Source organism: Caballeronia sp. LZ034LL (assembly GCF_031451215.1).
In the GTDB taxonomy this organism is placed as follows: Bacteria; Pseudomonadota; Gammaproteobacteria; order Burkholderiales; family Burkholderiaceae; genus Caballeronia.
The window spans coordinates 874,351-900,540 of the sequence record NZ_JARUXR010000003.1 but is presented as its reverse complement, the minus strand read 5'-3'; the positions used below and the strand labels follow the sequence as shown (position 1 = coordinate 900,540).

The 26,190-nt window shown below is 65.0% G+C and carries 21 protein-coding genes; 17 read left to right on the top strand and 4 right to left on the bottom strand.

Translation table 11 applies throughout. The annotated features are described in order from the left end of the window. Positions 1-21: 21 nt before the first annotated feature. On the bottom strand, positions 22-1,533 hold the full coding sequence (locus tag QCE83_RS25195) for a mannose-1-phosphate guanylyltransferase/mannose-6-phosphate isomerase (protein ID WP_309817811.1): 1,512 nt from the start codon (positions 1,531-1,533) through the stop codon (positions 22-24). A gap of 103 nt (positions 1,534-1,636) precedes the next feature. Here QCE83_RS25195 and QCE83_RS25190 point away from each other — a divergent pair, with 103 nt between their 5' ends. Genes QCE83_RS25190 through QCE83_RS25140 form a run of 11 tightly spaced genes read left to right on the top strand, consistent with a single transcriptional unit; the run spans position 1,637 to position 14,576 of the window. Continuing rightward, entirely contained in the window at positions 1,637-1,858 is a 222-nt protein-coding gene (locus QCE83_RS25190; protein WP_309817809.1) for a hypothetical protein, read from the top strand. A gap of 29 nt (positions 1,859-1,887) precedes the next feature. After that, the gene (locus QCE83_RS25185) at positions 1,888-3,285 is read left to right on the top strand and encodes an undecaprenyl-phosphate glucose phosphotransferase (protein ID WP_309817806.1); all 1,398 of its coding nucleotides are present in this window, start codon (positions 1,888-1,890) and stop codon (positions 3,283-3,285) included. Between the two features lie 47 nt (positions 3,286-3,332). Further along, positions 3,333-4,730, top strand: a complete 1,398-nt coding sequence (locus QCE83_RS25180) for a UDP-glucose/GDP-mannose dehydrogenase family protein (RefSeq protein ID WP_309817803.1) — start codon at positions 3,333-3,335, stop codon at positions 4,728-4,730. Between the two features lie 7 nt (positions 4,731-4,737). After that, the gene (locus QCE83_RS25175) at positions 4,738-5,181 is read left to right on the top strand and encodes a low molecular weight protein-tyrosine-phosphatase (RefSeq protein WP_309817800.1); all 444 of its coding nucleotides are present in this window, start codon (positions 4,738-4,740) and stop codon (positions 5,179-5,181) included. Further along, entirely contained in the window at positions 5,175-6,344 is a 1,170-nt protein-coding gene (locus QCE83_RS25170; protein WP_309817798.1) for a polysaccharide biosynthesis/export family protein, read from the top strand. The genes QCE83_RS25175 and QCE83_RS25170 overlap by 7 nt, the downstream gene beginning before the upstream one ends. A gap of 30 nt (positions 6,345-6,374) precedes the next feature. After that, positions 6,375-8,588, top strand: a complete 2,214-nt coding sequence (locus QCE83_RS25165) for a polysaccharide biosynthesis tyrosine autokinase (protein WP_309818747.1) — start codon at positions 6,375-6,377, stop codon at positions 8,586-8,588. Positions 8,589-8,613: 25 nt separating this feature from the next. Further along, a complete protein-coding gene (locus QCE83_RS25160) occupies positions 8,614-9,585 on the top strand; it encodes a glycosyltransferase family A protein (RefSeq protein WP_309818746.1) in 972 nt (323 codons plus the stop codon). Then, entirely contained in the window at positions 9,582-10,715 is a 1,134-nt protein-coding gene (locus QCE83_RS25155; protein ID WP_309817795.1) for a glycosyltransferase, read from the top strand. Before QCE83_RS25160 ends, QCE83_RS25155 begins: the two co-directional genes overlap by 4 nt. Continuing rightward, a complete protein-coding gene (locus tag QCE83_RS25150) occupies positions 10,712-12,238 on the top strand; it encodes a glucose-6-phosphate isomerase (protein WP_309817792.1) in 1,527 nt (508 codons plus the stop codon). Before QCE83_RS25155 ends, QCE83_RS25150 begins: the two co-directional genes overlap by 4 nt. After that, the gene (locus QCE83_RS25145) at positions 12,201-13,385 is read left to right on the top strand and encodes a glycosyltransferase family 4 protein (protein WP_309817789.1); all 1,185 of its coding nucleotides are present in this window, start codon (positions 12,201-12,203) and stop codon (positions 13,383-13,385) included. Before QCE83_RS25150 ends, QCE83_RS25145 begins: the two co-directional genes overlap by 38 nt. 24 nt (positions 13,386-13,409) lie before the next feature. Continuing rightward, positions 13,410-14,576 carry a glycosyltransferase family 4 protein gene (locus QCE83_RS25140; protein ID WP_309817786.1) on the top strand — a complete coding sequence of 389 codons (1,167 nt, stop codon included), beginning with the start codon at positions 13,410-13,412 and terminating at the stop codon, positions 14,574-14,576. A 51-nt stretch (positions 14,577-14,627) separates the two neighbouring features. Here the strand turns inward: QCE83_RS25140 and QCE83_RS25135 are convergent, their stop codons facing one another. Both QCE83_RS25135 and gmd read right to left on the bottom strand, forming a co-directional pair. Beyond that, a complete protein-coding gene (locus tag QCE83_RS25135) occupies positions 14,628-15,545 on the bottom strand; it encodes a GDP-mannose 4,6-dehydratase (RefSeq protein ID WP_309817783.1) in 918 nt (305 codons plus the stop codon). Between the two features lie 6 nt (positions 15,546-15,551). Next, on the bottom strand, positions 15,552-16,595 hold the full coding sequence (gene gmd, locus QCE83_RS25130) for a GDP-mannose 4,6-dehydratase (protein WP_309817780.1): 1,044 nt from the start codon (positions 16,593-16,595) through the stop codon (positions 15,552-15,554). Between the two features lie 250 nt (positions 16,596-16,845). Between gmd and QCE83_RS25125 the strand changes: the two genes are divergently transcribed. The 3 genes from QCE83_RS25125 to QCE83_RS25115 are packed head-to-tail and all read left to right on the top strand — an operon-like array spanning position 16,846 to position 23,042. After that, entirely contained in the window at positions 16,846-19,068 is a 2,223-nt protein-coding gene (locus QCE83_RS25125; RefSeq protein WP_404985534.1) for a hypothetical protein, read from the top strand. A 30-nt stretch (positions 19,069-19,098) separates the two neighbouring features. Next, a complete protein-coding gene (locus QCE83_RS25120) occupies positions 19,099-20,586 on the top strand; it encodes an oligosaccharide flippase family protein (RefSeq protein WP_404985532.1) in 1,488 nt (495 codons plus the stop codon). Continuing rightward, complete coding sequence (locus QCE83_RS25115; RefSeq protein WP_309817774.1) at positions 20,583-23,042, top strand: glycosyltransferase family 4 protein; 2,460 nt, start codon at positions 20,583-20,585, stop codon at positions 23,040-23,042. The genes QCE83_RS25120 and QCE83_RS25115 overlap by 4 nt, the downstream gene beginning before the upstream one ends. Before the next feature lies 1 nt (position 23,043). Here the strand turns inward: QCE83_RS25115 and QCE83_RS25110 are convergent, their stop codons facing one another. Continuing rightward, positions 23,044-24,183 carry an acyltransferase gene (locus QCE83_RS25110; RefSeq protein WP_309817770.1) on the bottom strand — a complete coding sequence of 380 codons (1,140 nt, stop codon included), beginning with the start codon at positions 24,181-24,183 and terminating at the stop codon, positions 23,044-23,046. Positions 24,184-24,334: 151 nt separating this feature from the next. On the opposite strand from QCE83_RS25110, the gene QCE83_RS25105 reads away from it, so the two are divergent. The 3 genes from QCE83_RS25105 to QCE83_RS25095 all read left to right on the top strand — a co-directional run bounded on the left by QCE83_RS25105 (position 24,335) and on the right by QCE83_RS25095 (position 26,188). Continuing rightward, complete coding sequence (locus QCE83_RS25105) at positions 24,335-24,487, top strand: hypothetical protein (RefSeq protein ID WP_309817768.1); 153 nt, start codon at positions 24,335-24,337, stop codon at positions 24,485-24,487. Positions 24,488-24,564: 77 nt separating this feature from the next. After that, the gene (gene galU, locus QCE83_RS25100; RefSeq protein ID WP_309817765.1) at positions 24,565-25,491 is read left to right on the top strand and encodes a UTP--glucose-1-phosphate uridylyltransferase GalU; all 927 of its coding nucleotides are present in this window, start codon (positions 24,565-24,567) and stop codon (positions 25,489-25,491) included. Between the two features lie 469 nt (positions 25,492-25,960). Next, positions 25,961-26,188 carry a hypothetical protein gene (locus QCE83_RS25095; protein ID WP_309817762.1) on the top strand — a complete coding sequence of 76 codons (228 nt, stop codon included), beginning with the start codon at positions 25,961-25,963 and terminating at the stop codon, positions 26,186-26,188. Positions 26,189-26,190: the final 2 nt, after the last annotated feature.

The window sequence follows — 26,190 nt, the reverse complement described above, 5'->3', positions numbered from 1 at the left end:
AAGCGTCTTCAGCAAGTCACTTCACTGACGCCCGTACGTATCCTCGAAACGCACGATATCGTCTTCGCCGAGATACGTTCCGGACTGCACTTCGATGATCTCGAGCGGCATCTTGCCCGGGTTCTCCAGGCGGTGCTGCACGCCGATCGGAATATAAGTGGACTCGTTCTCCGCGAGGATGAAGGTCTCGCCGCCCCGCGTGACGAGCGCGGTGCCGCGCACGACAATCCAGTGCTCCGCGCGATGATGATGCATCTGCAATGACAGGCGCGCGCCCGGCTTCACGACAATGCGCTTGACCTGGAACCGGTCGCCCTGATCCACCGAATCGTAATGTCCCCAGGGCCGGTGCACCTTGCGATGATCGGCGGCTTCGCGGCCCCGTTCCGACTTGATGCGTCCCACGATGGCCTTGACGTCCTGCGCGCAGGACTTGTCGGCGACGAGGATGGCATCCGCCGTCTCCACCACCACAAGATCGCGCGTACCCACGCACGCGATCAGCCGCCCTTCCGAATGAGCGTAGGTCGACGTCGCGCCTTCGAACATCACGCGGCCGCGCGCCACGTTCGACGCATCGTCCTTCGGCAGGATGTTCCAGATCGCGTCCCACGAGCCCACATCCGACCAGCCTGCATCCAGCGGCACGACCGCGCCCACGAAACGGTCGTCGCCACGTTCGCTGGCAATCTGCTCCATGACGGCATAGTCGATGGAATCCGACGGCGATGACGCGAACGCCGTGCGTTCGAGACGCAGGCATTCGCCATCGTCGTCGCCGCCTTCGAACGCCGCGACGCAGGCCGCATACATGGCCGGCTGATAGTGTTCGATGGCCGAGATCCAGGTCGACGCGCGCACGATGAAAATGCCCGCGTTCCAGCCATACTCGCCCGAAGCCAGATAGTGTTGCGCGAGTTCGAGATGCGGCTTTTCCACGAAGCGGTCGAGACTGCACGCACCGTGGCCGGGCAGCGCGGCGCCCATCCTGATGTAGCCATAGCCCGTTTCGGCATGGGTCGGCACGACGCTCAGCGTGACGATCGCGCCGGCTTCCGCACAGCGCGCGCCTTCGCCGATCGCGCGATGAAACGCGTCCTGATCGGCGACCACATGATCTGCCGGCATGACCACGAGCACGGTGTCTTCGCCTTCGCGCAGCGCGTGCATGGCGGCGGCGGTGAGCGCGGGCGCGGTATTGCGCGGCACGGGTTCGAGCACGAGCCGCGCGCGGCGGCCCTGACCAAGCAACTGCTCGGCAGTAGTGAAGCGATGTTCCTCGTTGCAGACGACAACGGCATCGGCCACGCGCAGTCCGGCGGCGGAGAGTCCATCGAGCCGGCTGACGGTGGCCTGCAATAGCGACTGCTCGCCGATCAGCCCGATGAGCTGCTTCGGAAAGTGTTCGCGCGACATCGGCCATAGCCGGGTGCCGGAACCGCCCGCGAGAATCACGGGCTGAATGCTGAGGCGTACGCCGGCGCCGGCGTCGATCGTGGATGCGCTTGCAAGCGCGGTGTCTGGTGCATTCATGGTTTGCCTCCTGGCGCGTGATCGCAAAAGCGGACCCGTCATATTTAGCATGGAGAAAACCGCGCGATAAAAGGAAAAAACGAATCAAAAATCCGCGTGCTTCGTGATCCGCACCAGCATCGCGATGGCATGCGCGATTTATTTCCTTCCCATGCCGATATCGCCCGCAGCCGCATCAACAAAGGCGCTCATCGATAAAAAATCCGCAAATAAATCCGCCCGATTGAAGCCGCATATTTTCGGTGTTGCAGCGCCATATTTATTCCAGTTCCATACCACCCATGCACTGCGTCATGCGGACTGGCATGACGCCCACAACAGATAAACGTGTGCTTTCGTTCCGAGGGGAATGCAATGCTGAGTGTGATATCGAGAGTCGCTGATCTGGCCATGGCGGTGCTGGGCGCGCTGCTTGCCGCCGCGCTCGCAGCGGGCGAGTTCGTCTGGCTCGACGACGTCGAACGCACCCTGCTCGGCTTTTCCTGCGTGCTGACCATCATGACGTTCCCGCCGCTCGGGATCTATCAGTCGTGGCGCGGCAAGCCGGTCTATGACCTGCTGTTGCGCGCGACCTTCGCATGGCTGCTGGTGGAAAGCGCGGGCGTGCTGCTCACGTTCAGCATTCATCGCGCGGACTCGCTGTCGCGCGGCTGGCTCGCTTACTGGGCCGCCTGCACGGTGGGCCTGCTGATCGTCTCGAAGGCGCTGGTGCATACCACGCTCAAGCTGCTGCGCCGCGAAGGCTTCAACCAGAAGACGGTTGCGATCATCGGCTCGGCGCCCTATGCGACGTTCCTGATCGAGCAGATGCGCGGCCGCCCGGACGCGGGCTTCAGTCCCGTCTGCGTGTTCGATCCGGGCGCCGGAACGGCTGCCTCGCATCCCCCGATGGACGGCGATGCGCTGCTGGGCGTGCGCATCGAACGCGATTTCGAGCTGCTCGCGGAGCATGTACGCGAGCGCGCCGTCCGCGAACTGTGGCTCGCGTTGCCGATCTCGCAGGAGCCGACGATTCACCGCATCGTGACCGAGTTCCGCGACGACTTCGTCAACGTGCGCTTCATCCCTGACGTGCGCAGCCTGTCGTTCTTCGGTCATGCGGTGGTCGATCTGCTCGGCGTGCCCGCGATCAACCTCGCCGCCTCGCCCATCACCGACGTCAAGGTCCTGCCCAAGCGCGTGTTCGACCGCGTTTTCGCCGCCTGCGTGCTGGTCGCGCTGGCGCCGTTGCTGGCGGCGATCGCCATCGGCGTGAAGCTGTCTTCGCCAGGACCGGTGTTCTTCAGGCAGCGGCGCAAGGGCATCGACGGCCGTGAATTCAGGATCTACAAGTTTCGCTCGATGCGGGTGCATCACGAAGCCGCCGGACAGATCACGCAGGCGCAACGCGGCGACCGGCGCGTGACGAAGATCGGCGCGTTCCTGCGCCGCACGAGTCTCGACGAGCTGCCGCAATTCATCAATGTCCTGAAGGGCGAGATGTCGGTGGTGGGTCCGCGCCCGCACGCGCTGGAGCACGACGACATCTACAAGGACCTCGTCAAGGGTTACATGCACCGTTACCGCATCAAGCCGGGCATCACGGGCTGGGCGCAGGTCAACGGCTTTCGCGGCGAGACGGATCGCATCGAGAAGATGTCGGGCCGCGTGAAACTCGATCTCTACTACATGCAGCACTGGACCTTCGGTCTCGACATGAAGATTGTCGCGATGACGCTGTGGAAGGGCTTCGCGGGCGCGAACGCCTACTGAGTCCGGTCCATGCAACCGGCCAAATCATCAACACCTGGAGTTGGATCATGAAACTGACGATCATCGGCAGCGGCTACGTGGGGCTCGTGACGGGCGCGTGTCTCGCGGACATCGGCAACGACGTGCTGTGTCTCGACCTCGACCAGCGCAAGATCGCCATTCTCAACGGCGGCGGCATGCCGATTCACGAACCGGGCCTGCAAGAAGTGATCGACCGCAATCGCGAGGCAGGCCGTCTCGCGTTCACCTCGAACGTGCAGCAGGCCGTGGAGCACGGCGAGATGCTGTTCATCGCGGTCGGCACGCCTTCGGATGAAGACGGTTCCGCCGACCTGCAATACGTGCTCGCGGCGGCGCGCGACATCGGCCGCTACATGAACGGCTTCAAGACCATCGTCGACAAGTCGACCGTGCCCGTGGGCACCGCGCGGCGCGTCAAGGCCGCGATCCAGTACGAGCTCGACGCGCGTGGCGTGGGGCACATGTTCTCGGTGGTATCGAATCCGGAGTTCCTGAAGGAGGGCGCGGCGATCGAGGACTTCACGCGGCCGGACCGGATCGTGATCGGTTGCGATGAGGACGTGCCCGGCGAACGCGCGCGCGAACGCATGAAGCGCCTGTATGCGCCGTTCAACCGCAACCACGAACGCACGCTGTACATGGACGTGCAATCCGCCGAGTTCACCAAGTACGCCGCCAACGCCATGCTCGCGACGCGCATTTCCTTCATGAACGAGCTGGCGAATTTCGCGGACCGCGTGGGCGCGGATATCGAAGCGGTGCGGCGTGGCATCGGCTCGGACCCGCGCATCGGCTATGACTTTCTCTATGCGGGCTGCGGCTACGGCGGCTCGTGCTTTCCGAAGGACGTGCGCTCGCTGATCCAGACGGCGTCGCTGTTCGGGCATGACATGAGCATCCTGAGAGCGGTGTCGGACGTCAACGAGGCGCAGAAGGACACGCTCACACACAAGATCGTGCGGCGCTTCGGCGATGACCTCACGGGCCGCACCTTCGCGCTGTGGGGTCTCGCGTTCAAGCCGAATACCGACGACATGCGCGACGCCCCCAGCCGCGTGCTCGCGGCGGCGTTGCTGGCGCGCGGTGCGAAGGTCGTCGCGTACGACCCGGTCGCCGCCGACGAAGCCCGCCGCGTCTTCGCACTCGACCTTCAAGGCCAGCCCGAAGCGCGCGCGCGGCTCTCCTATGCGGCGAATCACAAGGACGCGCTCGACGGCGCGGATGCGCTCGTGATCGTCACCGAATGGAAGGTGTTCAAGAGCCCGGATTTCGACGCGATCAAGCGTCGCCTGCGGCATCCGGTCATCTTCGACGGCCGCAATCTCTATGAACCGGAGACGCTGAGCGAGATGGGCATCGAGTATCACGCGATCGGCCGTGGCGCGCGCGTGAGCCACATTGCCGTGACAGAAAGCGTGGCGTAACGCGCCGATGTTCGGGAGCGTCCTGATCGTCTGTCACGCGAACATCTGCCGCAGCCCGACTGCGGAGGTACTGTTCCGCGCGCATTTGGCGAGGCGCGGCGTCCGGCCGATGGAGTTTCGTTCGGCCGGGCTCTACGCCCACGAAGGCGAGGACATCGACCCGGCCATGCAGCGGCTGCTGGCGGAGCAGGGGCTCGATTCGTCGCAGCATCGCGCGCGGCGTTTCGACCGCGGCATGGCGCGCGGCGCGGACCTGATCCTCGTCCCGGAGCGCAGCCAGATGCGCGCGGTCACGCAGCTCGCGCCGACCACGCGCGGCAAGGTGCATCTGCTCGGCAAATGGGAAGACGCGGAAGTCGCCGACCCGTACGGCGCGCATGACGCGGTCTATCGCGAGAGCTTTGGATTGATCGAACGGCTGGTGCTTGGATGGCTCGACAAAATATGCTGATACCCCGTGTTCTTTTGCTGACGTCTTTCATGTCGGCGCTGTTGTCGGCGTGCAGCACGGCGCCAGGCAATTTCCTCAATACCTCGCGGCTCGAAGACAAGGATCCGACGCCCACCGCGACCTATCCGGTGCATCTCATTACGGCGGACGTCATCGCGCAGGAGCAGGCGGCGCCGGATGCCCCGCAGCCGCTGCCGCCCGCGCGTTTCGCCGATGAAGCGCAGTACGTGTATCGCATCGAACCGCAGGACATTCTCGGCGTGACGCTGTGGGATCACCCGGAACTGACGACGCCGCAAGGCAGCACGCTCTCCACCGGCGGCAACACCACGCAGACGGTCGCGGGCGCGCTCCGGCAGCCCTACACGCAGGCGCTGCCGGGACAGGCGGACCCGTACGGCCAGACCGTCTCGCCGAACGGCACGATCTTCTTCCCGTTCGTCGGCAGCGTGCGCGTGGCGGGCAAGACGACCGGCGAGATCCGCGACCAGCTGGCGGCCGCGCTGGCGCCGTACATCAAGAACCCGCAACTCGACGTGCGCGTGCTGGCGTACCGCAGCCAGAAGATCGCGATGACCGGCGAAGTGAAGCAGCCCGGTCCGCTCGCCGTGAGCGACGTGCCGCTGACGCTCGTGGACGCCATCACGCGCTCGGGCGGCACCACGTCCGAGGCGGATCTCCAGCGCGTGCGCCTGACGCGCGGCGGCAAGCTGTATGTGCTCGACGCCAACAGCGTGCTGGACCGCGGCGACATCTCGCAGAACGTGATGCTGCAGTCGGGCGACATCATCAACATTCCGGACCGCTACGACAGCCGCATCTTCGTGATGGGCGAAGTCAAGACGCCGATGCCGGTGAACATGGTGCGCGGCCGCGCGTCGATCGCCGATGCGCTCACGCTTGCAGGCGGCGTGCTCGACACCGACGCCAACGTGCGCCAGATCTACGTCGTGCGCGGCGCGCGCAGCAATCCGGCGCGACCCGACATCTTCCGCCTCGACATGTCGCAGCCGGACTCGCTGCTGCTCTCGACGCAATTCCAGCTGCGTCCGCAGGACGTGGTCTATGTGGGCACGGCGGGCGCGGTGCAGTTCAACCGCCTGATCAACCAGGTGTTGCCGACCTTGCAGACGCTCTTCTATCTGAAGCAGCTGACGCGCTAGGGCATCGAACAAGGGAGTCGTATCGTGAACATGCAAGTGCATCCCTTCATGCAGAAGCCCGACGAGGAAGACGTCGTGCTCGGCAATCTGATCCAGGCCGTGATCGACGACATCGGCTGGCTGATCGGCGTCTTCGCCTTCGTGGTGCTGTGCGCGTCCGTGTACTGCTATCTCGCCAGGCCGGTGTATTCCGCCGATGCCCACGTGCGCGTCGAAACCAACGACAACACGTCGCAGGCGCTCACGCAGACGCAAACCGGCCAGGCGATCAACTCCGGGTCCAGCGCGCTGCCCACCGACGCCGAAATCGAGATCATCAAGAGCCGCGGCGTGGTGGCGCCGGTGGTGGCGCAATGCAAGCTCAACTTCTCGGTTGCGCCGGTGACGCTGCCGCTGCTCGGCAGTCTCGCGGCACGTTTCGCGACGCCCGGCGTGCCGGCGAAGCCGTGGTTCGGCATGGCGTCGTATGCGTGGGGCGGCGAGATCATCCAGCTGGATTCGATCGAGGTCGAGCCGCAGTGGGAAGGCAAGGAACTGATGCTCACCGCGCTCGGCGACGGGCGCTATGCGCTGGCCGACCCGCAGGGACACGCGCTGCTGCAGGGACAGGCCGGCGCGGAGGCGAGCGGCCAGGGCGTCACGCTGCTCGTGAAGCAGCTCGTGGCTCGCCCCGGCACGCGTTTCAAGGTGATGCGCGCCAATGATCTTTCGGCGATTGCAAGCTTCCAGTCGGGCATCACGGTGACCGAGCAGGGCAAGCAGACCGGCGTGATCCAGATCTCGCTCGAAAACCAGAATCCGGACAAGGCCGCCGAGATCGCGAATGCGCTCGCGCAGTCTTATCTGCGCCAGCATATCGAGACCAAGCAGGCCGACGCGGGCAAGATGCTCGACTTCCTGCGCACCGAGGAGCCGCGGCTCAAGGCGGACCTGCACAATGCGGAAGCCGCGCTGACCGAGTATCAGCGCCAGGCGGGCGTCATCAACGCAAGCGACGAAGCCAAGGTCTATCTCGAAGGCAGCATCGGCTATGAAGCGCAGATTTCCGCGCTGCGCCTGCAGATCACGACGCTCGAACAGCGCTACGGCAATCTGCATCCGGCGCTGACGACGGCGCGCGAGCAACTCGCGCAACTCGAAGCGCAGCGTGAGCGCTATGCGTCGCGCTTTCGCGATCTGCCGCAATCGGAAGTGAAGGCGGTGGCGTTGCAGCGTGACGCGAAGGTGGCGGAAGACATCTACGTGCTGCTGCTGAACCGCGTGCAGGAGCTTTCGGTGCAGCGGGCCGGTACGGGCGGCAACGTGCATATCGTCGATGCCGCGCTGCGTCCCGGCGATCCGGTCAAGCCGAAGAAGGTCCTCATCATGTCGGCGGCGGTGATTCTCGGGCTGATACTCGGCACGGGCTTCGTGTTCGCGCGCCGCGCGATCTTCAAGGGCATCGACGATCCTGAACGCCTCGAACGCGTCTCCTCGCTGCCGATCTTCGCGCTCGTACCGCACAGCACCGAGCAAACCCGCTTCGATATCGACTTGAAGCGCCGCCGCCACGACGACCCCGAAGCGCCGATTCTCGCGATGCTGCGTCCCAACGACGTCTGCGTCGAGATCATGCGCAGCCTGCGCACGTCGATCCAGTTCTCGCTGATGGAAGCGCGCAATCGCGTGGTGATGCTGACCGGGCCGGCGTCGGGTGTCGGCAAGAGCTTTCTCGCGACCAACCTCGCGGTGCTGCTCGCGGCCACCGGCAAGCGCGTGCTGCTGATCGACGCCGACATGAGGCGGGGCAAGCTCGAACGCGCGTTGAGCGCCGGGCGCGAACCGGGGCTCGCGGAACTGCTGGCGGGAACGATCGGCCTGGAGAAGGCGATCCGCACGACCCGGATTCCATCGCTCGATTTCATCGCGGCGGGCAAGCGTCCGGGCAATCCGTCGGAGCTGCTGATGTCGCCGCGACTCCAGCCCACCCTCGAGGCGCTCGCCCGCAAATACGATGCCGTGCTGATCGACACGCCGCCGGTGCTCGCGGTCACGGACGCGCTGATCGTCGGCAAGCTGGCGGGCACGAACTTCCTCGTGCTGCGTTCGGGTGCGCACAACGAAGGCGAGATCAGCGAGGCGACGCGGCGGCTGCGTACGGCGGGCATCGTCGTGCAGGGCGCGATCCTGAACGGCACGCCACAACGTGCGCGCGGCTACGGGCGCGCCCATTACGCAGCGGTGGAAGAGTATGCGGGCCAGTGAAGGAGAACAGACCATGACCATGAGCTTGAGCGTCTCGGTGGTGGTGCCGACCTATCGCAGGCCGGCGGACCTGAAGCGCTGCCTCGCGGCGCTGCGGGCGCAGACGCGCCTGCCGGAGGAAGTGCTGGTGATCGCGCGTCCTGAAGACGAGGCGACGGCGCGGCGTCTGGCGATCGAACTGAAGGGCGCGCAAGGCTTCACGTTGCGCGTGATCGAGACCGGCGCGGGCGGTCAGGTGGCGGCGCTCAATCGCGGGCTGGAGTCGGCGCAAGGCGAGATCGTCGCGATCACCGATGACGACGCCGCGCCGCATCCCGACTGGATCGCGCGTATCGCCGGCGCGTTCGAAGAGGACCAGCGCCTCGGTGCGCTCGGCGGGCGCGACTGGGTTCATGAGAAGGGCCGCGTGCTGGACGGCGCGCGGCATGAAGTAGGCGTGGTGCGCCGCACGGGCCGGATCGTCGGCAACCATCACCTCGGCGTGGGACCGGAGCGGGACGTGCGCATGCTGAAGGGCGCGAACATGAGCTACCGGCGCGCGGCGGTGGGCGCGCTGCGTTTCGATACGCGCTTGCGCGGCGCGGGCGCCCAGGTTCACAACGACATGGCGTTCAGCATGAGCGTACGGCGCGCGGGCTGGACCGTGCGCTATGACCCGCTGGTTGCGGTGGATCACTTTCCCGCTGAACGTTTCGACGACGACCGGCGCGACGCCCAGACCCTCGGCGCACTGAGCGATGCCGCCTACAACTTCCATCTGATCCTGAGCGAGCAGCTCGATCCGGGTCATCGCGAACTGGCGTGGTGGTGGTATGCGCTGGTCGGCACGAAGGTTTATCCGGGCATGGCGCAGGCGCTGCTCGCGACGCGCGGCGGCGTGGCCCATGCATGGCGGCGCTGGCGAGCGGTGCGCAGCGGCGCCCGCGAGGCGCGCTGCGAGGCCCGCCGCGCGCGTACGTCGGACACGCCTGCGCTTCCCGCTGCGAGGACACTATGACGAACGTGCATGTGCATCTCTTCCATGGCGCTGATCCGGCGCGGTATCGGCAGGGCGACAACATCGGCTGCCTGTATGGCTATCACCATGCGGAGTCGGCGGAATTCACGCTGACCTACTCGCGCGACGCCGACGAACGCAAGCCGATGCGCTTCCTGCGCCGCGCGTTGAAGGCCGCGCTCGGCTTCGATTTGATTCATACGTGGCGCAACCGCGAGGCCATACTCGCCTGCGACGCCGTATGGACGCACACCGAACAGGAATATCTGTCCGCCGCGCTGTTGCTGCTGCTCAAGGGCCGCGCGCAGGGCAGGCCGCTGTTGCTCGCGCAATCGATCTGGCTGCTCGACAAATGGCCCGGCTATGGCGCGGTGCGCCGCTGGGTGGTTCGCAAGCTGATTGCGCGCGCCGATATCCTCACCACGCATTCCAGCGTGAATGCCGCGCTGGTGCGCGAGTACTTCGGCCGCGAGGCGGCGCAGGTCTTCTACGGCCTGAACCTGCAGGACTTCGCGCTCGCCGAGCCGCGCGCATGGACGCCGCACACTCCGTTGCGGGTCGGAGCGATCGGCAATGACCGCGACCGCGACTGGCGCACGCTCGCCACGGCGCTGCGCGACGATGCGCGTTATGACGTGCGCATCGCGACGCGCCGTCGCGTGCCGGCCTCGCTGCATGCGGACAACGTGTGCATTGCGCCGGCCATCGGGCTGAATGCGGCGCGCGAACTGTACGACTGGGCCGATGTGATCGTCGTGCCCTTGCGCGCGAACACGCATGCTTCGGGGCTGACGGTGCTGCTCGAAGCCGTCGCGCTCGGCAAGCCGGTGATCGTCACGGATGTGGGCGGTCTGCGCGATTACTTCGGCACCGGACACGTGTCCTACGTGCCCGCGCACGATGCGGCGGCGCTGCGCCGCGCGCTCGACGAACTGCGCGGCAATCCCGCGCTCGCGCTGGCGCGGGCGCAGGCCGCCATGCGCCATTTCATCGCCCGCGACTACACGACCCGCGAGTTCGCGCTCCAGCATGTGCGGCTGACGCGCGCGGCGCTGGAACACGCGCAGGGCACGAGCGATGCCGCGCCGAACGGACAGGCGGTATTCGCGCCGCGCGAGCTGACGAGATGAACGCCGCGCCGCTGCCTCCCATGTCGCGGGACCTCGCCGGCCGGGTCAAGACCGTGCGCCGGGCGCGCAAGGGTCCGCCCGAATGGACCGCGCAGGCGGTCGTCTGGGGGCTGACTGCGCTGCTGGTGCTGGCGCGCCAGGGTACGGTGCTGACTCTGGCGTTTCCGCTGCTGGCGACGTTCGCGGCGCTCTACCTCTACTTCCGCAGCCCGGCGCGGTACATCGGCTTCATGTGGTGGGTCTGGTTCCTGAGCCCGGAAGTGCGGCGTCTTGCGGACTGGAGCCGCGGCTCGTTCACGCCGACGAGCCTGATCCAGATCGCACCGCTCGTCGTCACGATGATCTGCGGTCTCACGCTGTTGCGCCAGTACAAGGTGCTGGCCCAGCGGCGCGGCCTGCCGATGCTGCTGATGCTGCTCGGCATCGCGTATGCCTACCTGATCGGCGTGGCGTCCAGCGGCCCGATGGCGGCCACCTACGACCTCGCGAACTGGCTGTATCCGGTGCTCATCGGCTTTCACATCATGGTGAACGCACACGAGTATCCGAAGTACCGCAAGGTGCTGCTGGATACCTTCGTCTACGGCCTGCTGCTGATGGGCGCCTACGGCATCGTGCAGTTCTTCATCATGCCGGCCTGGGACGCCATGTGGATGATCGGCTCGCAGATGGCCTCGCAAGGCGAACCGGTGCCGCTCGGCGTGCGCGTCTTCAGCACGATGAACTCGTCCGGCCCGTTCGCGCTCGTCGTGATGGCGGGGCTGACCTTCGTGATGGCCGGCACGCAATGCGCGCGCTGGCTGGCGGGCGCGCTCGGCTTTGTCTCCTTTGCCCTGTCGATGGTGCGCTCGGCATGGGGCGGCTGGATCATCGCGATGCTGCTTCAACTGCTCAAGGCGAGCAACCGCGTGCGGCTGCGCATCGTGCTCGGCGCGGTGGTGCTGGTCGGGCTGTCGGTGCCGCTGCTGACCATCGGGCCGGTGGCGGACAAGCTCGGCACACGCCTCCAGACCATGACCAACCTGAGCAACGACAGCAGCTACGCCGCGCGCAACGAGTTCTACACGAACTTCATGGTGACCGCCTTCACCGATGTCACGGGCGAGGGCTTCGGCGCCACCGGCACGTCGACGAAGCTGGCGAGCGCCAACGGCGATCTCGGCAAGTACGGCAGCTTCGACAGCGGCGTGATGAACGTGCCCTTCGTGCTGGGCTGGCCGGGCGGCCTGCTCTACATGGCGGGCGTGACGCTGTTGCTGGTGCGGGCGTGGCGTGCGTCGTTCTCGCTGCGCGACGACAAGTTCGCGCAAGCCGCGCTGAGCCTGGCCTTTTCGATGATCGGCATCCTGCTGTTCGCCAACACTTTCGTCAGCACCGGCGGATCGCTGTTGTTCACGAGCCTGTTTGCGATCATCGCCGCGCGCCATCATGCGAAGCTCGTGCGCCGCCGCGAATCTCTCTTCTTTCAACATCAAAGGCTAGCCAATGAGAATCGCGATCGTCACCCACGTGGTGCGGCATAACGACGGCCAGGGCCGCGTCAACTACGAAATCGCGCGCGCGGCGCTGGCCGAGGGGCACGAGGTGATTCTCGTGGCATCGCACGTCGCGCCCGAATTGCTCGATCACGCGCGGCTGCGCTGGGTGCCGGTGATCGCCGGGCGTTTCTGGCCGACGCGCCTCGTCAAGCAACAGGTCTTCGCGATCAAGAGCGCACTGTGGCTGCGCGCGCATCGCGATGCCTACGACGTGCTGCACGTGAACGGCTTCATCACCTGGGCGCGCGCGGAGGTCAACACCGCGCATTTCGTGCACGGCGGCTGGACCCGCAGCCCGTATTACCCGTTCCGCCTGCGCGGCGGCGCGTGGTCGGCGTATCAGGTGATCTACAGCCGCCTGAATGCCTGGCTCGAAGGCTGGGCGTACCGGCGTTCGCGGGTGATCGCGGCGGTGTCGGAGAAGGTGGCGGACGAGATCCGCGCGGGCGGCATCGAGAGCCAGCGCGTGCAGGTGGTCTACAACGGCGTGGACACGCAAGCCTTCGCGGCGGCCTCTGCCGAACGCGCGGCGTTCAACCTGAAGGACGACGCGTTCCTGCTGCTGTTCGTCGGCGACCTGCGCACGCCGCGCAAGAACCTGCAAACCGTGCTGCACGCGCTGGTGTCGCTGCCGCCGCATGTGCAGTTGGTCGTCGCGGGGTATCTGGCGGGCAGTCCTTATCCGGAGCAGGCGCGCGCGCTCGGCATTGGGGACCGCGTGCATTTTCTCGGGCTCGTCAGGAACATGCCGACGCTGATGCATTCCGTCGATGCCTTCGTGTTCCCGTCGCGCTATGAAGCGATGAGCCTTTCGCTGCTGGAAGCGCTCGCCGCCGGCCTGCCGGTCATCACGGCGCGCACGGCGGGCGGGGCGGAGATCATCGGCGAGGACTGCGGCATCGTGCTCGCCGATCCCGACGACGCCGTCGCGCTGGCGGGCGCCATCGGCGAACTGGCGGCGTCGCGCGAACGCTGCGTGCGCATGGGCGCGGCGGCGCGTGTCCTGGCGGCGGACTTCAACTGGGCGCGCATGGCGCGGCGTTATCTCGATCTCTATCGCAGCTTTGCGCGGCATGAACGCAACGACACCGTGACGTCGCTGAACGCGGCTTCCGCGCAATCGCGCGTCTGACATCAACCCGAACAGGAAACAGCCATGAGCACCCCATCCATCAAGTCCCTGCAAATCGGCATGCACTGGTTTCCGGAGCGCGCGGGCGGCCTCGACCGCATGTACTACACGCTGGTCGGCGCGCTGCCGGCGGCGGGCGTCGAGGTGCGCGGCGTCGTGGCCGGCTCGCCGCGCGTGGCGGTCGATTCGGGCGGCGCCATCCGTGGTTTCGGTCCCGCCGCGCAGTCGCTGCCGCGTCGTTTGATGAACGCACGCAGCGCCCTGCGCGCCAGCCTCGATATGGAGCGGCCCGACGTCGTCTCGTCGCACTTTGCGCTGTACACGTTTCCCGGCCTCGACGTGACGCGCGGCATCGCGCAGGTCTCGCACTTCCAGGGGCCGTGGGCCGACGAGAGTCATGTCGAAGGCGCGGATACCCTCGGTCAGCGCGCGAAGCTGATGCTGGAGCGGCGCGTGTATGCGCGTTCGTCGCGGCTGATCGTGCTCTCGGAAGCGTTCGGGCAGATCCTGAGCGCGCGCTACGGCGTGCCGGAAGAACGCATCCGCGTGGTGCCCGGTTGTGTCGACGTCGCGCAGTTCGACCAGAAGCTGAGCCGCTCGGAAGCGCGCAGGAAGTTGCAGTTGCCGGCGGGGCGGCCGATTGTGCTCGCCGTGCGGCGGCTGGTGCGGCGCATGGGGCTCGAATCGCTGATCGACGCCATCACGCGCGTCAAGCAGAAGGTGCCCGACGTGCTGCTGCTGATCGCGGGCAAGGGGCGCCTTGCGGAAGAGTTGCAGGCCCGCATCGATGCCGCCGGTCTCGACGACAACGTCCGCCTGCTCGGCTTCGTTCCCGACGAGCAGCTGGCTTCGCTGTATCGCGCGGCGGACCTCAGTATCGTGCCGACGGTGGCGCTCGAAGGCTTCGGGCTGATTACGGTGGAGTCGCTGGCTTCGGGAACGCCGGTGCTGGTGACGCCGGTGGGCGGTTTGCCGGAAGCGGTACGCGGGCTGTCGGAGGATCTGGTGCTGGCGTCCACGGGCGTCGATGCGATTGCGGACGGCCTGATCGCCGCCTTTGACGGCACGCTCGACCTGCCGGACGAAGCCGCGTGCCGGCGCTATGCGTGGGAGCACTTCGACCGCTCGGTGATCGCGAAGCGTGTGGCAGCGGTTTATGAGGAAGCAATTGAGGAAGGACCGATGCACTGATGTGCTTCAGGCCGGCCTCGCGAAAGGCCGGCCTGAAGTCTGAAGCACCGATTAAGCCGCGACTTGTGCGCTCATCGAGTCGTACATCCATTCGAGCGTGTCATGAATGGGCGTATGCGGCACCTGGCCGATCACCTGCCGCAGCCTGCGATTCGAGCCGACCAGCCGCGCAATCTCATTGCGCCGCATGAAGCGCGGATCGACGAACACGTCGATCTCATAGCCCGCGATGCGCGCGAGCATCTGCAACATCTCGCCGAGCGAATGGCTGCGGCCCGAGCAGACGTTGAAGGTCTGGCCGGCGGGCGCGGCGTCGAGCAGCTTCGCGTAAGTCGCGACGACATCCCGCACATCCGAGAAATCGCGGCTCACGTGGAGATTGCCGAGCGAGATGCGCGCCTCCCGCCGTGCATGATGCCCGACGATCTTTGGCAGCACATAGTCCTCGCTTTGCCCGACGCCCGTGTAGTTGAACGGCCTGACGAAGACCAGCGGCAAACGGTCGAGCCAGAGCCGGGCCGCGTGCTCCATCGCCAGCTTGCTGACGGCGTAGTCATTGGCGGGCTGGATCGACACCTCTTCGTCGATGGTCTCGACGGCCGCATTGCCGTACACGTTCGCGGTGCTCGCGAGCAACACGGCGCGTGGTTTCTTGTCGAGCGTGCTGAGCGCGGCAAGCAGGTTGCGCGTGCCGACGATGTTCACCATATACGTCTTGCCCGGCGCATTGGCCGTGACATGGGCGGCGGCGGCCAGATGCACGACAACATCCGGACGGGCATCGGCGACGAAGGACTTGAGCGCCTCCATGTCGAGCAGATCGACGGGGATGCCGACAGCGTTCGGCACGTCGTCTTCCGGAGAGGACGTGACCGTGCCCCAGACGTCGTAGCCCGACTGCGTCAGGACGGCGGCCATGTGCCGGCCGGTGAAGCCGTTGAGGCCGGTGATGAGTGCGCGTCTTGCCATGGCGCGTCAGAAGCCGGGCTGGGTTTCGTTGCGCTTCAGATCCGCCTCGGTCATCATCCTGCACAGTTCCTCCAGCGTAGTCTTCGGCTGCCAGCCGAGCTTCTCGCGCGCCTTGTCCGCGCTGCCGATCAGCAGGTCCACTTCAGCCGGGCGATAGAACTTCGGATTCACCCGCACCAGCGTGCGGCCCGTGGCGACATCGATGCCGCGTTCGCGTTCGCCCTTGCCCGCCCACTCCAGCTGATAGCCCGCCGCGCCGAACGCCATGCGCACGAAGTCGCGCACGGTCTCGGTACGGTTGGTCGCGAGCACATAGGTATCGGGGTCGCTGGCCTGCAACATCCGCCACATGCCCTCGACATATTCGGCCGCGAAGCCCCAGTCGCGCTTCGCATCGAGATTGCCGAGTTCGAGCAGTTCTTCCTTGCCGAGGCGGATCTTCGCGACGGTATCGGTGATCTTGCGGGTCACGAACTCGCGGCCGCGCAACGGCGACTCATGATTGAACAGAATGCCGCTGCAACCGAAGATGCCATACGACTCGCGGTAGTTGATGGTGGTCCAGTGCGCGAACAGCTTGGCGACGCCATACGGGCTGCGCGGATAAAACGGCGTCTCCTCGCATTGGGGAATGGCCTGCACCTTGCCGAACATCTCCGACGTGGAGGCCTGGTAATAACGGATCTTCGGATCGATCACGCGGATCGCTTCCAGCAGATTGAGCGCGCCGAGACCGGTGACGCCCGCTGTCGTCGACGGCTGATCGAAGGACACGCCGACGAAGCTCTGCGCGGCGAGGTTATACAGCTCGCTGGCCTCGGCCGTTTCGAGCAGCCGCAGGTTGGAGCCGAGATCGGTCAGATCGTGTTCGACGAGGCTCAGTTTCGGATGACGGTCGATACCGAGTTCAGCGATGCGCCAGAAATTCACCGAACTCGTGCGGCGATACGTGCCGACCACTTCGTATCCCTTGTCGAGCAGGAGCTTGGCGAGATACGCGCCGTCCTGTCCTGACACGCCGGTGATGATCGCTTTGAGCTGCGAGGCCATGAGTTCCGCTCCTGAAGATGTCATGAGCCGATTCTAGGGAAAAGAAATCGAAAAAATATCCGCGGGATTTTCATTTTCGGCGGGCGCGTTTTTTTAATTGCGCGAGTTCTTTTTTTGAACGTGGCATTAGGCGGGAGGGATAAAAGAAGGTCTCATCGTGCGGACAATATTTTCGTTTTTTTAGCTTTATTTGGCCTCTAACCTCCAGTCGTCGAAACGGGTCGTCCGGGCCGTGCTCAGGGAGGGTAGATTGCCGCGCATTGTTTCGTCGAAACTGATCTGCACGGTCCTCTGCATCGCGTCGGCATGGGCGGGATCGCATGCGGCGGGCGCGGCGCCGCGCGTGCTCGACGCCAGGACGTCGTGGATCGGCAATACCTCCGGTTTCGGCGACGGCACCTGGACGCAGATCAACATCACCGCGATTGCCGTTGCGCCCGACGGCCGCGTATTCACCAATTCGCCGTGGGACGAAAGCGGCGCCGAAGCGAGCGTGTATCGCGACGGCAAGATGCTCTCGTACGCGGGCGGCACGCATGGCTGGGGCGCATCCGGCGGCAACGCGGTGGCCGTGAATGCGCACAGGGTGTTCGTCGCGGTGGGCGTCGGCAATGAAAAGGGACGGCTCGTCAGGTCGGGCGTGTGGCCGCCTGCGGGGCGGCACTGGATTGGCGTGTCGCGGCGTGACATCGACGACCCGAAACGCGCCATGCCCTTCGATGGCGCGCCCGATTCGGACAAAGCGCTCGTGAGCAGCAAGGACCCGGCCGCGACGCTCGCGCGCAGCTTCCTGAAGATCGACGACACCACGGACGATGCCGCGCGGGGCGACATCGGCGGCCTCGCGGCGAACGATGCGCTCTTGTATGTGGCCAATACGGCGCGGGATCGTATCGAGCGCTACGACGCGCGCTCCATGCAACCCAGGTCGCAATGGAACGCGCCGCAGCCGGGACGCATGGCGCTGGCGCAGGACGGCTCGCTGTGGGGCATCGTCGAGAGTCTTGGCGCGCATCCGCGCATCGCGCACTTCAGTGCGTCCGGCGCGTTGCTCGACGATGCACCGCACCTCGCCGACGAGACGATCGCCGTCGATATCGCGCTCGACCGTCAGGGCCGTCTGCTCGTCGCGGATAACGGCCCGCGTCAGCAAGTAATGTTTTTTTCGAAGCAGGGCGGCACGTATCGCGAAACCGGCGCGCTCGGCGAACGCGGCGGCATTTTTTCAGGCGTGCCCGGCAAGCCGGGACCGCAGCGCTTCAACGGCCTGACGGGCGTGGGCGTGGATGCATCGGGCAACGTGTATGTGTCGGGCAACGGCATCGGTCCGCGTGACGGCAGCATCGGCGCGGGTCTCGGCGCGACGCTCGAAAGCTATTCCCCGGCCGGTGCATTGCGCTGGCAGATGCAGGGCTTGCTGTTCGTCGATGGTGCGTGGATCGATCCCGCCCGGCCCGACAGCGTGTACACGGGCAACAAGCGCTTCGAGCTGGATCTGTCGAAGCCGCCGGGACAGGAGTGGCGTTACGCGGGTTTCCTGTCGGGCCGCTTCAAATATCCCGACGATCCGGTGTTTCACGTCGATCAATGGCCCGGCCTGCCGATCGCGCGCCGGCTCGAAGGCCGCACCTTCCTGTACCTGACGGACATGTACGCGGATCACCTGAAGATCTATCGCTTCGACGCGAAACGCGACGGCGAACTGGCGATTCCTTCGGGCTTCATCGCCGGGCGGCCGCGTCCGGTGCAGAACGTGCCGAACCGGCCGGAAGGCGGCGAATGGATCTGGCGCGATCTCGACGGCGATGGCCGCTTCGAAGCTGGCGAATTCCAGCGCAATCCGGGCACCGCGCGCATCACCGGCGGATGGGGCTGGTGGGTCGATACGAAGGGCGACATCTGGCGCACCAACGACGTGAAGGGCATTCACCGCATCCGCTTCGGCGGCCTCGATGCGCACGGCAATCCCATCTACGACTACGCGCGCATGCAGAGCTATCCGGTGCCGGCGCCCTTCACGGAATTGCGCCGCGCGGTGTACGACGCCGCGACCGACACGATGTACCTCACCGGCTACACAGCCGACGCACCCTTCGACCGCCGTTACTGGAAGGAAGTGGGCCGTCGTCTGGTGCGCTACGACAACTGGTCGAACGGACCGCGCCTGCGCTATGCGATCGACCTGCCGTGGGACACGCAGGCGAAGCCGCTGGCAACCGTGATCGGCGTAACGGTGGAAGGGCAATACGTGTTCGCGGTGGAGCCGGTAGGCGAGGTGCATGTGTACGACAAGGACTCCGGCAAGGAAGCGGGCGTCATCCGGCCCGGGCCGGAAGTGGGCCGGGCGTCCGGCTGGGTGGACGTGCCCAACGGCATCAGCGCACACCGGCGCGGCAACGGCGAATACCTCGTGTTCGTCGAAGAGGATGCGCGCGGCAAGGTGACGATGTACCGCTGGACCCCGTCAAGCTGAACGCGTGAGGAACGAAGAATGGAAAGAAGCATGGTGCGGAATGTGGGAATCAACTTCATCGGGTTGATCCTGCCGACCTTCGTGTCGCTCGCGACGGTCCCCGCGTATATCCGGCTCGTGGGCGTCGAACGCTATGGCGTGATCAGTCTCGTGTGGACGCTGATCGGCTATTTCAGCATTCTCGATCTCGGCATGAGCATGGCCGCGCAACATCAGATCGCGAAGGCGCAGGCGGCCGGCGATGTCGCGCAGCGCACGCGCGTGTTCTGGAGCGCGGTATGGCTCAACTTCGCGACCGGCGTACTCGGCGGCCTCGCGATCTACACCGGCGCCTTCGCCTACACGGCCTATGTCGCGCACTCCGCGCCGGCCTTGCAGCAGGAGGTGTATCGCGCGTTGCCGTGGCTCGCGCTCGCCATACCGCTTGCGAACGTCTCCTGGGTCTTCGCGGGCGCCATCAACGCGATGGAACGCTTCGGCGTCTATAACGCGAACCAGACTTTCGGCACCTTCCTGTTTCAGCTCTTGCCGCTGGGCGCGGCGTGGTGGATCGCGCCGAACCTGCAAACGGTGATCGCGGCCGCCGTCGTCGCGCGTCTGCTTGCGGCGCTGCTGCTCGCCCGCGCGAGTTTCAGGCTGCTCGATATCCGCCGCATCGAATGGCCGACGCGCCAGGTCGCGGGCGGCCTGTTCCGCTTCGGCGGCTGGATGCTCGTGTCGTCAATCACCACGATGCTCACCGATTCGCTCGACCGCGTTCTGCTCGGCGCGCATCTCGGCGCGCGCTTCGTCACGTATTACACGGTGCCGCAAAACCTCGTCACGCGCCTGAACATGCTGCCCAACGCCATGGTGCGCACGCTGTTCCCGCGACTCTCGGCCATCGATCGAAGCGATGCGAACGGCATGGCCGCGACGTCGCTCACGTTCCTGAACGGCGTGTTCACACCGCTCGCGCTGTTCGCGATGCTGGTGCTCGAACCCTTCCTGCATCTGTGGATCGGCGCGGACCTTGCCGTCGAAAGCGCGCCGGTGGGCCGCATTCTCGTGATCGCCGTGTGGCTCGTCGGACAGGCGGGCGTGACGCGCATCCTGATTCAGTCACAGGTCGATCCCGCCAAGGCCGCGCGCGCGGGACTGGCGCAATTGCCGTTCTTCGTCGGCTTGCTCTGGTTCGGCATCGAACGATACGGGCCGGTGGGCGCCGCAAGCGTGGTCGCGGTGCGCGCGCTCGCGGACTATGCGGTCCTGCTCTGGATGTCGCGGATTCGCGCGCGGCCCATCGCGCTCGACATGCTCGCGCATCTCGCGTTTCTGCTCGCCGCGCTTGCCGTCGGCAGCGCAATCGATGCAATGGCGCATCCCTTCCAGGCCGTCACGGCAGCGGCGCTCTTCGCCTTCGTCAACGCAGCATGGTCCGTGGCGACACGTCCATCGCTGCGTGCGCTGGCGCTGACCCTGGCGGGCAAGTTCATCGGCAGGACCCCTTCACCTCTGAAAGCGAGGCGTGACGCATGAGCACCGAATTCGAAGACCCGTTTGTCGGACGCGCAAAGACACGTCACTTTCTGCGCGATGACGGCCTCGCGCCGCAACCGCGCGCCGTGACACGCCAGCCGGGCCTGCCCCGCGTGGCGATCGTGCATGACTGGCTCGTCACGTATGCCGGAGCGGAGCGCGTGCTGGAACAGATCATCGCGTGCTTTCCGGACGCAGATATCTTCAGCGTCGTGGACTTTCTCGAAGACCGCTCTTTCCTGCGCGGCAAGCAGGCAGCGACGTCGTTCATCCAGAAGCTGCCGTTCGCCCGGACGCGCTACCGCGCGTATCTCCCGCTGATGCCGCTCGCGATCGAACAGCTCGACCTCTCCGGATACGACCTCGTCATTTCCAGCAGCCACGCCGTGGCGAAAGGCGTGCTGACCGGACCCGATCAGGTGCATGTGAGCTACGTGCATTCTCCGATCCGCTATGCGTGGGACCTGCAGCACCAATACCTCAAGCAATCCAATCTGACCGCGGGCGCGAAGTCGCTGTTCGCGCGGCTGATCCTGCATTACATGCGCAACTGGGATATCCGCACGTCGAATTCGGTGAATCACTTCATCGCCAATTCGGATTTCATTGCGCGGCGGATTCACAAGGTGTATCGGCGCACGTCCAAGGTCATTTTTCCGCCGGTGGATGTGGCCTCGTTCGAAGTGTGCGAGCAGAAAGAAGATTTTTATCTGACCGCCTCGCGCATGGTGCCGTACAAGAAAATCGATCTCATCGTGGAAGCGTTCGCGCGCATGCCCGGGCGCAAGCTGGTCGTGATCGGCGAAGGCCCCGACATGGCGAAGATCCGCACCAAGGCGACCGCCAATGTGGAGATCATGGGCTATCAGCCGTTCGCCGTGCTGCATGACCGGATGCGCCGCGCAAAAGCCTTCGTGTTCGCAGCCGAAGAGGACTTCGGGATCTCGGTGGTGGAAGCGCAGGCGTGCGGCACGCCGGTGATCGCGTACGGCAAGGGCGGCGCGCTGGAAACCGTGCTTGATGCCTCGCACGAGCGGCCCACCGGCCTGTTCTTCAACAGCCAGACGCCGCAGGCGATCATCGACGCCGTCGATGCCTTCGACAGCGGCGCGCTCACCTTCAATCCCGCCGATTGCCGCGCGAACGCCGAGCGTTTCTCGAACGGACGCTTCCGCGAGGCGCTGCATGCGCATATCTCGCGGATCGCGCCGCAATTCGTGCTGCCGCCGCTGCCGGTGGAGGAAGCGCCCGAGCCGCCGGCCATCGACGAGACGCAACAAGCGGGCTTGAAAGTGCTGGCCGTCGATCAGAGCGGGGCGCTGGGCGGCGCCGAATTATCGATGCTCGAAGTCGTGAAGAACATGCGCGGCGACGTGCAGACCGTCCTGTTCGACGACGGCCCGTTCCGGATTGCGCTGGAAGCGGTCGGCGTGAAAGTGGACGTGCTCGACGGCAAGTCGCTCGACGGCATGCGCAAGGACGGCAAGGCGCGCCCCGGGATGAACATGCTGGGCGGCATGCTGAAGCTGTTGCGCGGCACGCTGGAACGCTCGCGCAACGCCGACGTGATCTACGTGAACACGCAGCGCGCGATGGTCATCGGCGCGATTGCAGGGCTGATCTCGCGAAGGCCGGTGGTCTGGCATCTGCGCGACATCGTCAGCGAGGAACATTTTGGCCGCACGCAACTAGCGGTCATCAAGTGGTGCACCAAGCTGATGCTGGAACACGTGATCGCCAATTCGACCGCTTCGGCCGCCGCCGTCACGGCGCTGACGCGGCTGCGCGAGGAACGGCTCGATGTCGTGTTCAACGGCATCTCGGCCGAACCGTTCACGGATATCGAAGCCGTCGCGCAACACGAACTGCGTGCGCGTTTCGGCTTGCCGCGCGATGCCTTCCTGGTCGGCTGCTTCAGCCGGCTCGCGCGTTGGAAGGGTCAGCACGTTCTGCTGGAGGCGCTGCTGGAGTCGCCGGACATGCATGCGTTGCTGGTCGGCGCGGCCTTGTTCGGCGAAGACGCCTATGAAGCCGAATTGCGCGCCTATGTGGACGAGCATGGCTTGCAGGACCGCGTGCATTTCCTGGGCTTCCAGGACGATATCGCAGCCTGCATGAAAGCGGTGGACGTGGTCACGCATACCTCGATCATGGCCGAGCCGTTCGGGCGCGTGATCATCGAAGGGATGCTGTCGAAACGGCCCGTCGTGGCGACGCGGGCGGGCGGCGTGATGGATATCGTCGAGGACGGCGAGAACGGCATTCTCTGTTCGCCCGGCGACGCCGCCGAGCTGGCGCGCATTCTCGACCGTCTGAGAAAGAACCAGCCGTTGCGTGACCGTCTTGTCGAGCAGGGTTACGAGAATGCGACGCGCCGCTTCGGCACCGAGCGCTATGTCGAGAGCGTGGAGAAGATTCTCGTCGATGTAGCGGAGCGTTCGCGCAAACGCGGTTGAGTCAGCGGCTGCGGCGCGTGCGCCGCAGCGCGGCTGACCACGCCATCGCAGGCTTCTCCACGGCGGCATGGAAGACCAGCGCCACGCATACCGCAACGGCGGTAAAGCCGAACGAAGCCCAGATGTCGGTCTGCAGCACGGACCTGAACAGCACCGATCCCAGCAGCACGAAAATGGGCAGATGCACGACATACAGCGAGAAGCTGAACGTGCCCAGCCAGGACAGGAAGCGGACGACGGGCGATGCGCGCATCGGCGTGTCGAGCGCGGCGTGCAGGTAGACGGCGAAGGCGAACGCCCACAACTGGAACGCCGCATATTGTGCGAGGCTGAACGCGCCGCATCCGGCCAGCGCGAGCGCGCCGGCCAGCAGTCCCATGCGCGGCCGCGCTTCGACTCCGCGCGCTTTCGCTTCCGCGATCCACGCGCCGAGCATCCACGCGAACCAGTAGGACGTGAACACGACAATATCGCGCGGCTCGAAGACCAGCGCCGACATCACGTTGATGACCCCGACGCCCGCCATCACGCCATTCATGCCGATGCGCCGCCGCAGCGCGATCAACAGCGGATACACGAGATAGAACTGCACCTCTACTGAAAGCGTCCAGAGCGCGCCGTTCGAGCCGAAGGTTTTGCCCGCGATGCCCTGCAACGAAAACAGATTGACGAAAAACGCATGCAGGTCGAAGGGATTGATCTTGTGACTGACGGGCAGGAACGTGCTGCTCAGCGCATCGAGCGCGAGCGTCAGCAGCAGCGCGGCGATCAGCACGGGATAGATGCGCACGAAGCGACGCAGCAGGAAGTTGCGGCTATCGAACGAAGCGAGCGGGTCGGCAATCAGCTTGCGGGCCATCGCGCGATGGATGCAATAGCCGCTGATGACGAAGAACACCGGCACGCCCGCCGAACCCCAGGCAATCGGAAAGGTCAGGTAGCTGATGAGCGCATTCGCGTCGAAGCCATGCAGGCTGCGATGGAATTGCTGCATGCCGATCCACGTCACCTGCCGGCAATGAAAGTACGCAACGAGCAGCGCCGCGGCACCGCGCCATGCGTCGATGGCGACATCCTGGCTGTCGGACAGGAGGCCTTCGTGACGCGCGGCGGCAGGCGCGAAGAGGGAGGAATCGCTCATGGAGTGGAAGGTCGCGCGAGAAGGAATGCGTCGATCTTAGGGCAGCAGAAATGGCACGAATAACGAAATAATTCGCGGCACGGGCGCTCATTTTTTATCGATTTTTTTCTGTTACGGTCGATGCCTGTCTAACGTCGAATGGATGCGGATCATGGATATGCATGCGATTGCCGGCGTGGCGGTGCTGCTCGTGCTGGTGGCCGCCTCGGCCTATCGAGACGCACTGCGCAACGACCCCCTGAGCCCGTTGCGCAAGCGCGGCTCGAATCGCGTCCCGGCGCCTCAGATGGACGACGCGGAATAAGCGACGCCCGGGCGCAGCAACGGACCGCCCGGTCCGGGGACATCTCAATCACGGGTTTCGATCTGGAGGAAAGACTCATGCTCAAGGTGACCAAGGCCGTATTTCCTGTCGCGGGACTCGGCACGCGTTTCTTGCCGGCGACCAAGGCCAGTCCCAAGGAAATGCTGCCAGTGGTCGACAAGCCGCTGATTCAGTACGCGGTGGAAGAGGCCGTTGCCGCAGGGATCACGGAGATGATTTTCGTCACCGGCCGCGGCAAGCGCGCCATCGAAGATCACTTCGACAAGTCCTATGAACTCGAAGCCGAACTCGAGGCGCGCAACAAGGCAGCCCTGCTCGACGTCGTGCGCAGCATCAAGCCCGCAAACGTCGATTGCTTCTACGTGCGCCAGCCGTCCGCGCTGGGTCTCGGTCATGCGGTGTTGTGCGCGGAACGGCTCGTCGGCGAGCAGCCGTTCGCTGTGATGCTCGCCGATGATTTGCTGCACGCGCCGCAGCCGGTGATGAAGCAGCTGGTCGATGTCTTCGATCACTATCACAGCTCGGTGATCGGCGTGGAACGCATCGCGCGCGAGGACAGCGCTTCGTATGGCGTGATCGAAGGGCGCGAGTGGGAAGAGGATGTCATCAAGATGTCGGGCATCGTCGAGAAGCCGCAGCCGGCGCTCGCGCCGTCGAATCTCGGCGTGGTCGGACGCTATGTGCTGATGCCGAGCATCTTCCGGCATCTGCGCGAGACACGGCCCAACGCCGGCGGCGAGATTCAGCTGACCGACGCCATCGGCGCGCTGCTCGGTGAGGAACAGGTGCTTGCGTATCGCTATTTCGGCACGCGTTTCGACTGCGGTAGCAAGCTCGGCTATCTCAAGGCGACGATCCAGTTCGCGTTGCAGCATCCCGAAGTGCGCAAGGACTTCGAGCAGTATCTGCGCGCGGAGGTGTGGGCGTTGATGCCGGAGTTGATGGGCGAGGAGGGAGGGCAGGCGGAGCCGGTATTGACTTGACGCAGGAGACCTCCCTGAGGCGCGACTCAACGTTCCTGTAACGCACAAGCATGCGGGCGGTGTTCCTCGGAATTGAAACGAGGTCGCCGGCACGCGTGCTTGACTGGCACGATGACTTCGAAGTGGTTCCGCCATCTTTGAGTTCGGCTCATCGCGTTCGCTGAAGCGGTCATAGCCGCTCTCCCCTCCACGCGAATTACTCACGCGTGTTTCCTCGTTAGTGTGCAAGGCCCGACTATGGGCCTCTTTCACTCCGCTCCGACGAGCGTATCTTGGATTGGTGCTTTCCTTGGCGCGATTCTTTAGGGGATGTGAAACGATTTAGCCGCCATTGCTGATCGGACTGATTCGTTTCTTACCCACCTTTGTTGATAATTCTGAAAACGCGGGCAATTATAACAAAGAGCTAATGAACGAGATTTGGGGGTGCTAGCATTGCTGTCATGGTGGTGCGCTCTCGGATATTCCTATGGACGAGATCCTGAGCTTTCAATGTTCGTTACTCATGCAGAAAAAGATTTTACGAACTCTGTTCTCAATTTTGCTGGTCGCGATTTTCTATATTGCAGTTGATTTTGTGCTGCAAAAATTGGGTGTGTATCTGATCGTGAATCAAGTGCAAAGGTCCATTGTGAATGCAGTGGCGGCCGTTTTGCTTCTTTTTGCAACGCAAAGAGTTATCTGCGTGAAGGAATAATC

What these genes read in the sequence shown, in the direction of transcription:
- QCE83_RS25195 (WP_309817811.1), bottom strand. Translation starts at nt 1,533, where the DNA reads ATGAATGCACCAGACACCGCGCTTGCAAGCGCATCCACGATCGACGCC.
- QCE83_RS25185 (WP_309817806.1), top strand. Translation starts at nt 1,888, where the DNA reads ATGCTGAGTGTGATATCGAGAGTCGCTGATCTGGCCATGGCGGTGCTG.
- QCE83_RS25180 (WP_309817803.1), top strand. Translation starts at nt 3,333, where the DNA reads ATGAAACTGACGATCATCGGCAGCGGCTACGTGGGGCTCGTGACGGGC.
- QCE83_RS25175 (WP_309817800.1), top strand. Translation starts at nt 4,738, where the DNA reads ATGTTCGGGAGCGTCCTGATCGTCTGTCACGCGAACATCTGCCGCAGC.
- QCE83_RS25170 (WP_309817798.1), top strand. Translation starts at nt 5,175, where the DNA reads ATGCTGATACCCCGTGTTCTTTTGCTGACGTCTTTCATGTCGGCGCTG.
- QCE83_RS25165 (WP_309818747.1), top strand. Translation starts at nt 6,375, where the DNA reads ATGCAAGTGCATCCCTTCATGCAGAAGCCCGACGAGGAAGACGTCGTG.
- QCE83_RS25155 (WP_309817795.1), top strand. Translation starts at nt 9,582, where the DNA reads ATGACGAACGTGCATGTGCATCTCTTCCATGGCGCTGATCCGGCGCGG.
- QCE83_RS25150 (WP_309817792.1), top strand. Translation starts at nt 10,712, where the DNA reads ATGAACGCCGCGCCGCTGCCTCCCATGTCGCGGGACCTCGCCGGCCGG.
- QCE83_RS25145 (WP_309817789.1), top strand. Translation starts at nt 12,201, where the DNA reads ATGAGAATCGCGATCGTCACCCACGTGGTGCGGCATAACGACGGCCAG.
- QCE83_RS25140 (WP_309817786.1), top strand. Translation starts at nt 13,410, where the DNA reads ATGAGCACCCCATCCATCAAGTCCCTGCAAATCGGCATGCACTGGTTT.
- QCE83_RS25135 (WP_309817783.1), bottom strand. Translation starts at nt 15,545, where the DNA reads ATGGCAAGACGCGCACTCATCACCGGCCTCAACGGCTTCACCGGCCGG.
- gmd (WP_309817780.1), bottom strand. Translation starts at nt 16,595, where the DNA reads ATGGCCTCGCAGCTCAAAGCGATCATCACCGGCGTGTCAGGACAGGAC.
- QCE83_RS25120 (WP_404985532.1), top strand. Translation starts at nt 19,099, where the DNA reads ATGGTGCGGAATGTGGGAATCAACTTCATCGGGTTGATCCTGCCGACC.
- QCE83_RS25115 (WP_309817774.1), top strand. Translation starts at nt 20,583, where the DNA reads ATGAGCACCGAATTCGAAGACCCGTTTGTCGGACGCGCAAAGACACGT.
- QCE83_RS25110 (WP_309817770.1), bottom strand. Translation starts at nt 24,183, where the DNA reads ATGAGCGATTCCTCCCTCTTCGCGCCTGCCGCCGCGCGTCACGAAGGC.
- QCE83_RS25105 (WP_309817768.1), top strand. Translation starts at nt 24,335, where the DNA reads ATGGATATGCATGCGATTGCCGGCGTGGCGGTGCTGCTCGTGCTGGTG.
- galU (WP_309817765.1), top strand. Translation starts at nt 24,565, where the DNA reads ATGCTCAAGGTGACCAAGGCCGTATTTCCTGTCGCGGGACTCGGCACG.
- QCE83_RS25095 (WP_309817762.1), top strand. Translation starts at nt 25,961, where the DNA reads ATGGACGAGATCCTGAGCTTTCAATGTTCGTTACTCATGCAGAAAAAG.